This window comes from Pseudophaeobacter sp. C1-32P7 (assembly GCF_041008775.1).
GTDB classification, from domain to species: domain Bacteria; phylum Pseudomonadota; class Alphaproteobacteria; order Rhodobacterales; family Rhodobacteraceae; genus Phycobacter; species Phycobacter gallaeciensis_A.
Map to the genome: position 1 here is coordinate 168,847 of NZ_JAXGFR010000005.1, position 13,259 is coordinate 182,105.

A 13,259-nucleotide genomic window follows, 5' to 3' on the forward strand; every position below is an offset into this window, starting at 1 on the left:
CTTGATCTGGGACGGATTAATGCACCGGTCGCAAAATAATGCAACATATCGCTGCAATAAATTGCACTATTTTGCACATATTTCCGCCGATGCAGGTGCAAGGCGGGCCGGTCTGGTGGCTTGCAGACAAAAAATCCCCCCGCCAGAGGTCTGACGGGGGGATCAATTGCAGGGGTCGTCGGACCCGATGGTCAGTGCAGCAGCATCAGCGGCAGCAGCGTGATGATCGGGAAGGCGACCAGGATAATCACCCGGATGATGTCCGATGCCACAAAGAACATCACCGCCTTGTAGGTGTCGACCATGCGGGTGGTCCGGTCCATCGCATTGATAATGAACAGGTTCATCCCCACAGGCGGGGTGATCAGGCCAACCTCGACCACGATCAGCACCAGAATGCCGAACCAGATGGCGACGTACTCCGATTCGATCCGGTTGACGCGACCTTCGGTGACGCGGATGCCCAGTTCCTTCATCTGCTCGCGGGTCAGTTCCATGCCGTTGGCGATGGCTTCCTGTATCGAGGCCAGCATTTCAGCCCCCATGCCATCCGGCACCCCGTTGCGCAGCACCTCCATCGCGGCATCCGCCTGCATCGCGGGCAGGGACAACAGGCCGAAGTCCATCACCGAGATCACCGGGAAGAAGATCGGGATGGTCAGCAGAATCATCGACAGGCTGTCCATCAGGCACCCAAAGACCAGGTAGAAGGCCAGGATCAGCGCCAGAACCATCCATGGGCTCAGCCCCTGGCTGACGACGAAATCTGCCAGTTCCTGTGGTACCTTGGTGAGGGCGAGGAAGCCGTTGTAGAAGCCGGCGCCCAGCACGATGAAGAAGATCATCGCGGTCGAACGGGCGGTAACGATGAAGCTGTCGACCATGGTTTCACGGTTCAGACCGCCATTCAGCCAGGCGATGAACCCGGTGCCGAATGCGCCTACGGCTGCACCTTCAGTCGGGGTGAACCAACCGGCGTAGATGCCGCCCACCACAAGGCCAAAGACCAGCAGAACTGGCCAGACCTTGACCAGGTTTTCCATCCGTTCCGCCCAGGGAACCGAGGGGCGGGTGCCCGCGCTTTTGGGGTACATGCGCACGTAGATCGAAATCGCGATGACATACCCAAGAGCCGCCAGCAGGCCGGGGATGAAGGCTGCAAGGAACAGCTTGGCGATATTCTGTTCGGTCAGGATGGCGTAGATCACCAGCACCACCGAGGGCGGGATCAGGATGCCTAGCGTGCCGCCCGCCGCCAGTGTTGCGGTCGAGAAGCCACCGGCATAGCCGTATTCCTTCAGCTCGGGCAGGGCGACACGGCCCATGGTTGCCGCTGTGGCGAGAGAGGAGCCGCAGATCGCGCCAAAGCCGGCGCAAGCCCCGATCGATGCCATGGCGACGCCGCCTTTCCTGTGGCCCAGGAAACTCGCGGCCGCCTTGAATAGGGCGGATGACATGCCGCCCAGCGTCGCGAAATGGCCCATCAGCAGGAACATCGGCACGATGGTCAGAGAATAAGAGGAAAAGGTCGAGTAGGTCTCGCTTTTCAGGCGACCAAAGGCAACCTGGGTTCCGTCGGTGACCAGGATCAACCCGACCAGGCCCACCAGGAACATCGAAAGCCCGATGGGAACCCGAAGGAAGATCAGGATCATCAGGATGGGGAATGAGGATATTCCGATTTCAAGAGCTGTCACTGCTCACCCTCCACACCGTCCCACAGCTCAATGCGGCCGGTCATAAATTCGGTTGTACGCACGATCGCGACATAGATCGCCACCACAGCAGCCATGCTGGAGGCGAAGAGGCTGGCGGCATAGGCCCACCAGGTAGGAAACTCGAGCAGGAACGACGTCTCGCCATTGTAGTACTTGCCGACCATGCCGGCGCCGAGCCGTTCTGTGATCAGGGCGAGAACCCCCGCGAACAGGATCGCGACCACCATGCGCAGGAACCGGTTCACCTTGACGGGAAAGGCGTTTGCCACCACGTCGACCGAGGCATGGCCCGATGTGATCTGGCACAGTGGGATAAACGCGAAGATGGCGAATGCCACGCCGGCCTCTACCAGTTCGAAGTCCCCGTTGATTGGTCCGATGTAGTTGATCAGCCAGTCTGACAGCGCAGGAGCGAGCCCTTGCATGAGGCTTCCGTGCAGCACGCCGTTCAGCAGGCGGCCGATGATCGAAAGGCAGGTCAGGATGATCAGGAGAACGAGGACCATACCGCCCAATATGGCCATCTTCCTGGCCAACCCCATCATGAGCTTTTGCATGGTGTTTACCCTTTTCTGAGTACGCAAAGGGCCGCGGCACGGGTGCGCTGCGGCCCTTTGACTATGCTACCGCTTACTTCACGTATTGCGGTGTGTATTTTTCGATCAGGTAGGTTGCTTCTTCCAGCAGGGCCTGCCCGTCGATGCCTTTTTCAGTCATGTCGGCCAGCCATTTGTTGTAGATCGGCTGAGCCAGCGCGCGCCACTCGTCGGTCTGTTCCTGGCTGAGGGTGATGACGTTGTTGCCGTTGTCCAGCGCAAATTCGCGGGCCGGGCCGTCGGAATCTGCTTGGGTGCCGCCGGCGAAGACGGAGAACTCCAGACCGGAGTTGTCGTCGATGGCCTTCTTCAGATCATCGGGCAGGCTTTCATACTTGTCCTTGTTCATCGCCAGAACGAAGGTCAGGGTATAAAGCGCCTTGCCGGTGAATTCGGTGTGGTTCTCGACCAGTTCCGGAACTTTCAGGGCGGTGGTGACTTCCCACGGGATGGTGGTGCCGTCGATCACGCCTTTGGACAGGCCTTCGGGGATCGCGGGAACCGGCATGCCGACGGGGGTTGCGCCCAGTTCGGTCAGCAGCGCGTTGACCGAGCGGGAACCGCCACGGATCTTCATGCCCTGCAGGTCGGCGGGGGTTTCAACCGGATCCGTGGTGTGGATCATACCGGGGCCGTGCACCCAGGTGCCAAGGATGTGGACGTCCTTGAACTCGGTGTCCTTCATGTGGCGTTCGAACATTTCCCAATAAGCGTGCGAGGTGGCACGCGCGTTGGTCATCATGAAGGGCAGTTCGAAGACTTCGGTCGACGGGAAGCGGCCCGGCGTGTAGCCGACCACGGTCCAGACGATGTCGGCAACGCCGTCGATGGCCTGGTCCATCAGTTCCGGCGGCTTGCCGCCCAGCTGCATGGAGGGATAGCGGTCGATCTTGATACGGCCATTCGAGGAGGCCTCAACGTTGTCGGCCCAGACATCCAGAACCAGTTTCGGCACATTTGCCTGCGCCGGCAGGAATTGGTGCAGCTTCAGCGTTACCTCCTGCGCGAAGGCGGATGTGGCGCATACTGCGGCAATGGCCGCCGCGCCTGCTGCGCCAAGAATCTTTCTGCGAGTGGTCATGTGATTCCTCCCTTTGACCCTACTTCCAAGCAACATAATGCAGGCAACTAACATTATTGCAATATATTGCCTATTTTCTTTCTGTTTTGGTCCCCTCCACACCCCTGCGGATCACAAAACAAACTTCGCTGACCTCCTGCTATTTGGTGCATTTGTAACCATCAACAGCAGATCATGCATTTTTCACTCATGAATTGGCTGGTCCCAAATCAGCGCTCAGACTCGTTTAGAAAATGTTACAAGATTTCCATATCTGAGCCATACCGGATACATTCCAGCATTTCATTTCGTGAAGATCAATCACTGATTGGCGCAGGAGCCATGAAAAAAGACATTTCGGCGGATCGCTGCCTTGCCGCTGCGGTCGCAACCCTCCCTATCGCTGCGCAGGACTGTGGTACGCTTTGCGCACAGCCCAGTAATTGATAGGGCCAAGGCGCCGGGATCAGGAATGGACCCAGCGCACATATTCTTGACGGTTTCGAACCTTCGGGGCGGCTCTATGTCCCTTTGATCTTATTCAGCGGCGCTGAGGGTCAGTTCGACCTGACTCAACCCGTCGATTCCGCCAGTCATCGACTGTCCGGCTGTTACCGCTCCCACTCCTGCTGGGGTGCCGGTGAGGATCAGATCGCCCGGCCGCAGGTGGTAATAACCCGACAAGTGGCAGAGGATGTCCTCGACCGACCAGATCATCTCATCCAGGCTGGCATCCTGACGTATTTCACCGTCGACGCTAAGCCAGATCCGCTTGCCCGCTGGGCCGTCCCAGTCAGCGCTGCGGGTCAGGGGGGCGAAAACCGTGCCTTGCTCCAGATCCTTGCCCAGATCCCAGGGGCGCCGTTTGTCCTTTGCCTGCCCCTGCAGATCCCGGCGCGTCATGTCCAGCGCGCTGCCATAGCCATAAACCGCTGTGCGGGCCTCTTCCGGTGTGGCGCGGAACAGCGGCGCGCCGATGGCCACGGCCAGCTCCATCTCGTGGTGGAAATCAGAGGTGCTAAGCGGGTAGGGCACGGTAGCGCCGGTCAGAATCGCATTGGCTGCGGATTTGGTGAAGTAAAAGGGCGCTTCGCGGTCGACCTCATTGCCCATCTCGGCAGCATGTGCGGCGTAGTTGCGCCCGACGCAGAAGATACGCCCGATGGGATAGGTGCGGTCCTCTCCCAGAACCGGGATCGTAGCGGTTTCGGGCAGGGTAAACAGGGTATCGGTCATCTCGGGCGCTCCTGATGGTCACGGGCTGGGCTGCGGTATCGTGATGGATGCCTAGCACAGGAAAACCCGTCCCGCAGCCCCGCACGGACCGATCACGGACAGCGACAGATCAGAGGCGCTCGGGGCCAAGATTCTACAACAATTTCAGGAGAGTGATATGGTGCCCAGAAGAGGACTCGAACCTCCACGTCCATACGGACACTAGCACCTGAAGCTAGCGCGTCTACCAATTCCGCCATCTGGGCACGGGTTGGTGAGGGGCCGTATAAGCAGAGTCGCGCGGGGCGTCAAACTCAAAATGACCCCAATGTCACAAATTTTTTGCAGGGCGATGAAAGCCGCCGATATCCCGCGAATTCAGGCGGTTGATTGCGCATCCGGCACAGGGTTGCCGATATGGCCGACCGGGCGGCTGTTTTTTCCTGTCCTTTTTGATCCTGCGCAAAGTCAGCGTGCGCCTGAGCGGCAAAAAGGCGGTATGACACAGATTGACCGCCTTGCCGCCCTTGGCCTGTTTGACAGCCGGGTGCCCCGCTACACCTCCTACCCGACCGCTCCGGTCTTTTCTTCCGCCGTGGGTGCGGCGGAACAGGCCGGGCATCTTGATGCGCTTGACCCGGGCGTTCCGGTTTCGGTGTATCTGCATATCCCGTTCTGCGAACGGCTGTGCTGGTTCTGCGCTTGCCGGACCCAGGGCACCCGTCGGCCCGAGCCGGTGGAAAGCTATGTCGAAACGCTGGAGGCCGAGTTGAAGCTGGTCGCGCCGCATCTGCCCGCGGGGCTGCAGATGGGGCGGTTGCACTGGGGCGGTGGCACGCCGACCATCCTGCCGCCAGCGCTGATCCACAAGCTGGCTCAGGCGGTCAAGGCGGTCTTCCCGCCGACGCCGGACTGGGAGTTCTCGGTCGAGATCGACCCGACGCTGGTGGACCGGGACAAGATCGCGGCGCTGGCCGAAGAAGGCATGAACCGGGCCAGTATCGGTATTCAGGATTTCAATCCCGAGGTGCAGGCCGCCATCGGCCGGGAACAGCCCTATGAGGTGACGCGCGCCTGCGTCGAGGATCTGCGCGAGGCGGGGATCACCTCGCTCAATGCCGATCTGGTCTATGGCCTGCCGCATCAGGATGCCGCGCGTCTGGCCGATACCGTTGAAAAGGTGCTGAGCCTTGCACCGGACCGGATCGCGCTGTTCGGCTATGCCCATGTGCCCTGGATGGCCAAACGTCAGGAGCTGATCGACGAATCCGCCCTGCCGGGAGACGCCGAACGCTATGATCTGGCCTGCGCGGCTGCGGATCAGTTCCGCGCCGCTGGTTATGAAACGATTGGTATCGACCATTTTGCTCTGCCCGAGGACGGTTTGGCCAAGGCGGCCAAAAGCGGCCACCTGCGGCGCAATTTCCAAGGCTATACCGATGACCGGTGCCCGACGCTGATCGGTTTGGGTGCCTCTTCGATTTCGCGTTTTGCCGGGGGATACGTGCAGAACGCCGCTGCGACCCCTGCCTATGTGGAGCGGATCGAAAAAGGGCAGCTCGCCGGGGCGCGGGGCCATGAGATGAGCGAAGAGGACCACCTGCGTGGTCGCGCCATCGAGATGATCATGTGTGATTTCCGTCTCGACCGCGCGGCGCTGGAACGGGAATTCGGTGATCTGTCGCGCAGTATCGATCCCGATCTGGTCGCCGTTCAGGCCCGGTTCGGAGAGCTGGTGACACTTGATGGCAAGGCGCTGGAGATCCGCCCCGAAGGGCGCGCCCTGACCCGGCTGATCGCCAGCCATTTCGATGCGCATAAACCCGAAGGCGCCCGCTACAGCCGCGCCTCCTGAGCCGCGAACACCGGGGTCTGCGTGGCCCCGGCCACAGCAGCCTCGTCAGCGGGGCATCGGGTTGCGCGCCTTGTTGTAGGCCGTCCAGTCGGTGATTTCCGGATAATACATCTGGCGCCAGTGGCGCACGCGCGGGTTCATCACCCGACGCCAAAGGGGCGGCATCATCGCTGCCACCGTCATCACCGGATAGCCATAGGGCAGCTGCGGCGCGTCTGCCTCGGTATAGTTCTGGAGCAGCGGGAAGCGCCGGTCGGGTTTATAGTGGTGATCGGAATGGCGTTGCAGATTGATCAGCAGCCAGTTTGACGCCTTATGCGCCGCGTTCCAGGAATGGCAGGGGCGCACCGGTTCGTATTTTCCGTCCCCCAGATGTTTGCGGGTCAGCCCGTAGTGTTCGACGTAATTGACGAGCTCCAGCTGCCAGATGGCGACGCCCGCCTGCACCAGAAACAGCACCAATCCGCCAAATCCGCCCAGCAGAACCGCCAGAACCAGCATGGCCGCCTGTAGCGCCCAGTAGCGGAAGAACGGATTGGCCGGATCGCTCCAGGGGCGGTCTTTCTTGGCCAGTTTTTCCTTTTCGGCGCGGAAGGCGGATTGCCAGCATTGCCGCAGCACCCGCGGGTAGAAGCGATGGAAGCCTTCGTTGTAGCGCGCCGTGACAGGATCGCGCGGCGTGCCGACATAGCGGTGATGCACCAGCAGGTGTTCGGAGCGGAAATGCGAGTAAAGCACCATCGCCAGCAGGATATCAGCCAGCCAGCGTTCCGCCCTGCTGCGCTGGTGCATCAGCTCGTGACTGTAGTTGATACCCACGGTGCCGCTGACCACGCCCATGCCAAAGAAGATACCGAATTTTTCCAGCCCGTTCAGCGTTTCACTGCCTGCCACGTAGAAGATCAGGCCAAACAGCGTCAGGAACTGGATCGGCACCCAGGCGATGGTCAGCATGCTGTACCATCGAAGGTCTTCCTCGGGCGTCATCGGGTCGGCATTGTCGAGGTTGAGGCCGAAAACCCCATCCAGCGCCGCAAAGAGATACCATGTCACCAGCGGCGTCAGCAGCACCCACCAGCCGCCCATGATGGCGGAAAACCACAACAGCGGCACCAGCAGGAAGGACAGCCAGAACGGCAGGGCCGATTGCCAGCGGCTTAGGGTTTCCGGTGCGATCTTGGCGGCGATCATCGTCAGCACTCCCAAAGTATGGCGCGTCGGGAAAACCCTATGCCGGGTCCGGCCCAAACCCAAGAGGTCGAATGGCCTCAGTCGCCGCCGGTCTGCCCGCCACGCCACAGGTCAAAGGCTTTGCGCATCACCGTCGGCAGGTCCGAGGGGCGGAACGCGTGTCGGGAGATGATCTCTTGTTGCTCGGCGGGTGCAAACCCCTCAGGCAGCTCTGCCACCATCACCCGCAGGATCAGGTGGAAATGGGTGAAGGTATGGCGCACCTCGGCGCCGAGATCCTGCCAATCCGCGTCAAACGGCGGCGCAGGCTGGGGCGACTCGCCCCATTCCGGGCCAGGCCAGCCCAGCATCCCGCCCAAAAGCCCCTTGTCCGGACGCCGCTCCAGCAGCCAGTCCCCGGCGCTGCTGTGCGCCAGATAGACGATGCCGTGGCGGGTGGGTTTGGCTTTCTTCGGGGTTTTCTTTGGCAATTCAGGCGCGGTGCCTGCGATTCGTGCAGCGCAGGGCTCCCGCCAGGGGCAGATGCCGCAGGCGGGCGATTTCGGGGTGCAGATGGTGGCGCCGAGATCCATCACCGCCTGTGCATAGCAGCCCGGGCGGACCTCAGGGGTCAGCTCGGCGGCGCGGTCCTTCAGCAGCGGTTTCGATCCTGGCAGCGGCGCGTGTATATCGTGCAGCCGCGCCATCACCCGCTCCACATTGCCATCCAGAACGGTTTCGGGGTGGTCGAATGCGATCGAGGCGATGGCCGCCGCCGTGTAGGGGCCGATCCCCGGCAGTTTCAGCAGCGCCTCGTAGCTGTCGGGAAAAGTGCCATCCAGCTCCTGCGCAACGACACGGGCGCATTTCAGCAGGTTGCGGGCGCGGGCGTAGTAGCCAAGGCCCGCCCATTCCGCCATCACGTCGGCATCCTCGGCCGCGGCAAGGTCCTCGACCCGGGGCCAGCGGGCGGTGAAGCGCTGAAAATAGTCGGTCACGGCGGCCACGGTGGTCTGCTGCAGCATCACCTCGCTCAGCCAGACGCGATAGGGATCGGGCCGCACCCCGGCGGCGCGGTCTGCTGGGCCGGTGCGCCAGGGCATGTCCCGCGCCTGCCGGTCGTACCAGTCCAGGATATCGCGGCTGAGCCCGCCTGGATCCGCATTCAGATCACGCATAGTTTACTCCCGGTTCCTGCCTTTTTCTGGCCCCTGCAAACGGACCCTTTACAATAGGGCAGTCAGTCACGCAAAACCACAGTTATGGCATTTAGGCGCAGCAGCACACGCGGGTTCGCACGGACTTCCAAGCTTTTGAACGACCAGATCCGCAAGGCTGGCGAAAGTCGGGGCTTTGCGGTATCGCGCCTGTTGACCCATTGGGAAGAGATCGTCGGGGCCGATCTGGCGGCAATGGCCCGGCCGGTCAAGGTTGGCTATGGCCGCAGTTCTTTCGGGGCGACGCTGACGGTGCTGACCACCGGGGCCAATGCGCCGATGCTTGAGATGCAGAAGGAACGGCTGCGCGAAAAGGTGAACGCGGTCTATGGCTACAATGCGATTTCCAAGGTGCTGATCACCCAGACCGCGCCGATCGGGTTTTCCGACGGTCAGGTCTCGTTCAAATACGCACCCAAGGAAAACACCCCGCTGCGGCCTGATCCACAGGCCGTATCCGAGGCCGCTGCGGCGGCCGAAGGGGTGGGAAACGAAGATTTGCGCGCCGCGCTGGAACGGCTGGGGCGCAACGTTCTGACAAAACAGAAAACAATTCGAAAGGGGTATGAATGACCCGTCTTATGTCTGGTGTCTTTGCCGTGGTGGCTGTCGCTGCCGGCGCCTATGCCATCTCTGGTCTGAGTGGCCAAAACCGGCTGCCCGAAAACCCGCTGATCGGGGCCGCCTATGCCCAGGACGCCGAGGTCGACACCTCGACCATCACCGAAATGGTGCAGGGCGCCGAGGACGCGCCGGTAACCCTGATCGAATACGCTTCTTACACCTGCCCGCATTGCGCCAACTTCCACACAGGCCCCTACAAGAAGCTGAAAGAGGAATATATCGACACCGGCAAGGTGAAGTTCATCTACCGCGAAGTCTACTTTGACCGCTATGGCCTCTGGGCCTCGATGATCGCGCGCTGCGCCGGTCCCGAGAAATTCTTTGGCATGACCGATCTGATCTTCAAGGAGCAGTCCGACTGGGCCCGTGCCGGTGGCGCCACCGAGATCGTCGACGCGCTGCGCAAGATCGGTCGCCTCGCCGGGCTTGAGAACGATCAGCTGGAAGCCTGCCTGCAGGATGGCACCAAGGCGCAGACCCTGGTGACCTGGTATCAGGAAAACGCCGAAGAGCATGACGTGACCGCGACGCCGTCCTTCGTGCTGAACGGCAAGAAGATCGAGAACCAGTCCTACGACTCCTTCAAGGCCCTGATCGACGCCGAACTGGACGGCTGATCAGGTCCAGAGACAAGTACATGGAAACCCGGCCCCGGTGGCCGGGTTTTTCTTTGGTTGTATATGCAATCCTGTTGGTCCGGTGTGGGGTCATACACTCGAATGCTGCACTTCGTTTGAAGGTCGACTATCGTTTCAAGTCTCTCCGAAGGAGGAATTGCAAGTTTTCTAGAGATTCTCCCTTCTAAAACTCCAAAACAGAACGGAAAGGTTTCCAACCCTGACCAAGGTTATAGTTGTCGTAGAAGCCAAAAACCTGCTTGGAAACACCGTCGTAGACGCACCCACAATATGAGCAACGTTTCGGTATTCCGACAGCTTTCCTGTGTGCCTCTGGTAGCTGCTCAAGCATTCCAGCGCTCATATCGCTTTGACGATCAGAATAGCCGCCCGAGCAATCGCCAGCCGGACAGACTTTGGTCATGTTTCGCCATCCTGATATTCCATTCCAACGAACGTATTGCCCTTGTGTTGGTAGATGTGCATCTGCACGTCGGCAGGGCAGTTTTCGCAGGTAAAATTGATGGTTAGACCATGGCGGCGACCGCTAGGGTTGCCCGTAAGATCCCTATCCGTTTGGACTTTGTCACCCTCAATAGTGACGTGAGTTCCTTCGCCTTCATCCTCGCTGCGATTGAATACCTCAGTACGGCCCTGGCGAAGGTAGAACCCGTCGCAAGCGGGACAATGCAGTGTGTTTTCTCCGAACGACGAAACCATGTCGCTCAATTTTGCAGCCTTCTTTGTCATTCTAAATCGTCCTACATGCTGATTGATATTAATAATGAAGAAGCCACTAAGGGCGGGATTTAACTGAATACATAGGTGTATTCCTGAAGTCACCAACTTTGACTTGCGTCCGGCGGCTGCTAACATGTCAAGCCCAGCGAAAGTCTTCTTCGTCAGCAAACACGACCAACACGATTTTCTGACATGGCCTATTCTGTTCGTGGTTAGGGCGGTGGCGGTGCCGCCCGCTTCAGAAGATCAATCAGCGGGTCTGCCTCTTCTATCTCAAGCCGCACCGGCAGGGTGATCACCTTGTGGCGGAAACTGGCGGGCAGGCGCACGGCGTCCTTTTCGGTGGTGACCAGTTGCGCGTTCAGTGCCTTTGCATCGGATTCGAGCCGGGTCAAAAGCGCCGTTGGCAGGCTTTGGTGATCGTCCAGTGCCTCGGCCCGGGCCAGATCGGCGCCAAGAGTGCGCAATGTATCAAAGAACTTCTGCGGATAGCCAATGCCGGCAAAGGCCAGAACCCGGGTGCCCTGCCAGGGCATACCGGTTTGCAAAGGCGCTAGATGGGCCGAGACATGCGGCAACCCCTCCAGCGCCGCACCCCAGAGTTGGGCGAACTTCTCCTGCGCCTCAGGGGCGCCGATGGACAGCACCGCATCGGCGCGCGCCAGACCTTCGGCCACCGGTTCGCGCAGCGGCCCGGCGGGCAGGCAGCGGCCATTGCCGAATCCCCGCGCCGCATCCACCACAACCAGCGACAGATCCTTGGCCAGGCTTGGGTTCTGAAACCCGTCGTCCAGCAGGATCACCGTCGCCCCGGCAGCCGCAGCGGCGCGTGCTCCGGCGGGGCGGTCGCGGGCGACCCAGACATTGGCAAAGGCGGCCAGCAACAGCGGCTCATCCCCGGTTTGCGAGGCTTTGTGGCGGGCGGGAATGACCTCTTCCGGGCCGGTCAGCGTGCCGCCGTAACCACGGCTGACCACATGCGGGTCGTGCCCCATGGCGCGCAGGGTCTCGATCAGCCAGATCACCGTCGGCGTCTTGCCGGTGCCCCCGGCATTGAGGTTGCCGACGCAGATCACCGGCACATCGACCTTCGCTGGCGTGCCCTTGGCAAGGCGGGAGCGGGTCACCGCGCCATATAGACGGCCCAGCGGCGCCAGCAGGATGGCGCGCAGATCAAAGGCACCGGGCGCCTTGTTCCAGAACTCAGGAGGCCGCATTACGCTCCTCCCTCAGGTCGAGCAGATCCTGCACCCGGTCGATCAGCTGATCAGTCATCGCTGCGCCCTCTGTGACGGCTTCCCAACCTGCCAATGCCATTTCCGCCGCCATATCGGGGGCCGACAGGTGCAGTACCATTTCGGCCAACTCCTGGGGTGTGTAGACGCACTCGGCAGCGCCGCAATTCGCCAGCTGGGCATAGATCTCCTGATGCCGCACGGTGCCGGGACCGTGCAGAATGGCCGAGCCGAGCGCGGCGGCGTCCAGCGGCGAATGACCCTCGCGGCCCCGGTGCAGGCTGCCCGCCATCAGGCAGACAGGCGCCAGCCGATACCAGAGGCCAAGGTCGTCCTTGTCCGCCAGCAGAACCTGCGTGTAGTCGTCCGGTTCATCCCCGGCGTCCCAATCGGCATATTGCAGCCCGCTGTCCTTCAGGGCGGCGCGACATTCATTGAGGCCACCATAGCTGTCTGGTGACAGCACAAGGATCAGCCGGTGCAACAGCCGCAGAGCGATCCTGTGTGCCTCCAGAACCATCGGCAATTCGTCCGGGCGCACTTGCGCCGCCAGCCAGACGGGACGGCTGCCAAGCACCCCTTGCAACTCTGTCAGTTCCTCGTCGTTGCAGCCGGGCGGCGAGGTCGAGATCCGCAAACGTCCGGCCATCTGCAGCTTGTCCGGCGAAATGCCGGTGCGCTGCAACTGGCTCTGGACCTCGGCATCGGGAGTCAGGATCGCAGCGAAGCCATCCAGCATGCGGCGGCGCTGATCGGGCAGCCAACGGCTGGTGCGGCTCGGCAGTTCCTTCTCCGTCAGATCAACCAGCAGCGCGTCGATCCGTTGTTCGCGCATGTGCCGCAGCAGGACGCGGCGCAGCCGTCCGCCGGACCAGATGCAGAAATCCGGGCGCCAGAGGTTCAGAAAGGCGCGCACATCCGTCGGGCTGTCAGGGGGCAGGTGGCCAGCGGGGATATCGCAGCCTTCGGCCTCGGGCGGGGGCGCCATGTCCGGCTCCCAGGTGGCAAGAACCGACAGATCCGGCCGCGCCGTCTTCAGCCGGTTTCCGACATCGCAGAGGGCCATGTAGCGTTCGGTGCTGGTCGCATGCACCCACAGAACTTCCCCCTCCGGGCGCGGAGGCAGGTCAGTGCTGGGAACCGTCCTTGATACGGGGCGGGAGCTGCGGCTGGGCATATGGGGCGTCCAAAAATTCATCTGCGTGTCGCGG

General features: G+C 61.3%; 12 protein-coding genes and 1 tRNA gene. 3 read left to right on the top strand and 10 right to left on the bottom strand.

Annotated features, from left to right (window positions below):
* Window positions 1-191 precede the first annotated feature (191 nt).
* The 5 genes from SM763_RS09360 to SM763_RS09380 all read right to left on the bottom strand — a co-directional run bounded on the left by SM763_RS09360 (window position 192) and on the right by SM763_RS09380 (window position 4,855).
* Window positions 192-1,697: a TRAP transporter large permease gene (locus SM763_RS09360; protein WP_368998325.1), complete on the bottom strand. Its 1,506-nt coding sequence runs from the start codon at window positions 1,695-1,697 to the stop codon at window positions 192-194.
* Window positions 1,694-2,275, bottom strand: coding sequence for a TRAP transporter small permease (locus SM763_RS09365; RefSeq protein ID WP_065271886.1), 582 nt, complete (start codon window positions 2,273-2,275; stop codon window positions 1,694-1,696). The genes SM763_RS09360 and SM763_RS09365 overlap by 4 nt, the downstream gene beginning before the upstream one ends.
* A 73-nt stretch (window positions 2,276-2,348) precedes the next feature.
* Window positions 2,349-3,395 carry a TRAP transporter substrate-binding protein gene (locus tag SM763_RS09370; RefSeq protein ID WP_065271885.1) on the bottom strand — a complete coding sequence of 349 codons (1,047 nt, stop codon included), beginning with the start codon at window positions 3,393-3,395 and terminating at the stop codon, window positions 2,349-2,351.
* Window positions 3,396-3,911: 516 nt separating this feature from the next.
* Window positions 3,912-4,610, bottom strand: coding sequence for a fumarylacetoacetate hydrolase family protein (locus tag SM763_RS09375; RefSeq protein ID WP_368998326.1), 699 nt, complete (start codon window positions 4,608-4,610; stop codon window positions 3,912-3,914).
* Window positions 4,611-4,768: 158 nt separating this feature from the next.
* Window positions 4,769-4,855 (bottom strand) — tRNA-Leu (locus SM763_RS09380).
* A gap of 233 nt (window positions 4,856-5,088) precedes the next feature.
* Between SM763_RS09380 and hemN the strand changes: the two genes are divergently transcribed.
* A complete protein-coding gene (gene hemN / locus SM763_RS09385; protein ID WP_368998328.1) occupies window positions 5,089-6,444 on the top strand; it encodes an oxygen-independent coproporphyrinogen III oxidase in 1,356 nt (451 codons plus the stop codon).
* A gap of 45 nt (window positions 6,445-6,489) precedes the next feature.
* On the opposite strand, the gene SM763_RS09390 is transcribed toward hemN, so the two are convergent.
* The gene (locus SM763_RS09390) at window positions 6,490-7,635 is read right to left on the bottom strand and encodes an alkane 1-monooxygenase (RefSeq protein ID WP_368998330.1); all 1,146 of its coding nucleotides are present in this window, start codon (window positions 7,633-7,635) and stop codon (window positions 6,490-6,492) included.
* Window positions 7,636-7,712: 77 nt separating this feature from the next.
* On the bottom strand, window positions 7,713-8,792 hold the full coding sequence (gene mutY / locus SM763_RS09395) for an A/G-specific adenine glycosylase (protein ID WP_368998331.1): 1,080 nt from the start codon (window positions 8,790-8,792) through the stop codon (window positions 7,713-7,715).
* Between the two features lie 84 nt (window positions 8,793-8,876).
* Here mutY and SM763_RS09400 point away from each other — a divergent pair, with 84 nt between their 5' ends.
* Together SM763_RS09400 and SM763_RS09405 are read left to right on the top strand one after the other, a co-directional pair.
* The gene (locus tag SM763_RS09400; RefSeq protein WP_368998333.1) at window positions 8,877-9,404 is read left to right on the top strand and encodes a DUF721 domain-containing protein; all 528 of its coding nucleotides are present in this window, start codon (window positions 8,877-8,879) and stop codon (window positions 9,402-9,404) included.
* Entirely contained in the window at window positions 9,401-10,072 is a 672-nt protein-coding gene (locus tag SM763_RS09405) for a DsbA family protein (protein WP_368998335.1), read from the top strand. Before SM763_RS09400 ends, SM763_RS09405 begins: the two co-directional genes overlap by 4 nt.
* Window positions 10,073-10,492: 420 nt before the next feature.
* Here SM763_RS09405 and SM763_RS09410 read toward each other — a convergent pair whose 3' ends face one another.
* The 3 genes from SM763_RS09410 to SM763_RS09420 form a co-directional block, all read right to left on the bottom strand.
* Window positions 10,493-10,822: a hypothetical protein gene (locus SM763_RS09410; protein ID WP_368998336.1), complete on the bottom strand. Its 330-nt coding sequence runs from the start codon at window positions 10,820-10,822 to the stop codon at window positions 10,493-10,495.
* A 203-nt stretch (window positions 10,823-11,025) separates the two neighbouring features.
* A complete protein-coding gene (lpxK, locus tag SM763_RS09415; RefSeq protein WP_368998337.1) occupies window positions 11,026-12,030 on the bottom strand; it encodes a tetraacyldisaccharide 4'-kinase in 1,005 nt (334 codons plus the stop codon).
* Window positions 12,017-13,246, bottom strand: coding sequence for a 3-deoxy-D-manno-octulosonic acid transferase (locus SM763_RS09420; protein WP_490363275.1), 1,230 nt, complete (start codon window positions 13,244-13,246; stop codon window positions 12,017-12,019). The genes lpxK and SM763_RS09420 overlap by 14 nt, the downstream gene beginning before the upstream one ends.
* Between the last annotated feature and the right edge of the window lie 13 nt (window positions 13,247-13,259).

Bases quoted from the DNA above. Each gene is read 5' to 3' on its own strand.
- SM763_RS09365 (WP_065271886.1), bottom strand. From the start codon at position 2,275: ATGCAAAAGCTCATGATGGGGTTGGCCAGGAAGATGGCCATATTGGGC.
- SM763_RS09370 (WP_065271885.1), bottom strand. From the start codon at position 3,395: ATGACCACTCGCAGAAAGATTCTTGGCGCAGCAGGCGCGGCGGCCATT.
- SM763_RS09375 (WP_368998326.1), bottom strand. From the start codon at position 4,610: ATGACCGATACCCTGTTTACCCTGCCCGAAACCGCTACGATCCCGGTT.
- hemN (WP_368998328.1), top strand. From the start codon at position 5,089: ATGACACAGATTGACCGCCTTGCCGCCCTTGGCCTGTTTGACAGCCGG.
- SM763_RS09390 (WP_368998330.1), bottom strand. From the start codon at position 7,635: ATGATCGCCGCCAAGATCGCACCGGAAACCCTAAGCCGCTGGCAATCG.
- mutY (WP_368998331.1), bottom strand. From the start codon at position 8,792: ATGCGTGATCTGAATGCGGATCCAGGCGGGCTCAGCCGCGATATCCTG.
- SM763_RS09400 (WP_368998333.1), top strand. From the start codon at position 8,877: ATGGCATTTAGGCGCAGCAGCACACGCGGGTTCGCACGGACTTCCAAG.
- SM763_RS09405 (WP_368998335.1), top strand. From the start codon at position 9,401: ATGACCCGTCTTATGTCTGGTGTCTTTGCCGTGGTGGCTGTCGCTGCC.
- SM763_RS09410 (WP_368998336.1), bottom strand. From the start codon at position 10,822: ATGACAAAGAAGGCTGCAAAATTGAGCGACATGGTTTCGTCGTTCGGA.
- lpxK (WP_368998337.1), bottom strand. From the start codon at position 12,030: ATGCGGCCTCCTGAGTTCTGGAACAAGGCGCCCGGTGCCTTTGATCTG.
- SM763_RS09420 (WP_490363275.1), bottom strand. From the start codon at position 13,246: ATGAATTTTTGGACGCCCCATATGCCCAGCCGCAGCTCCCGCCCCGTA.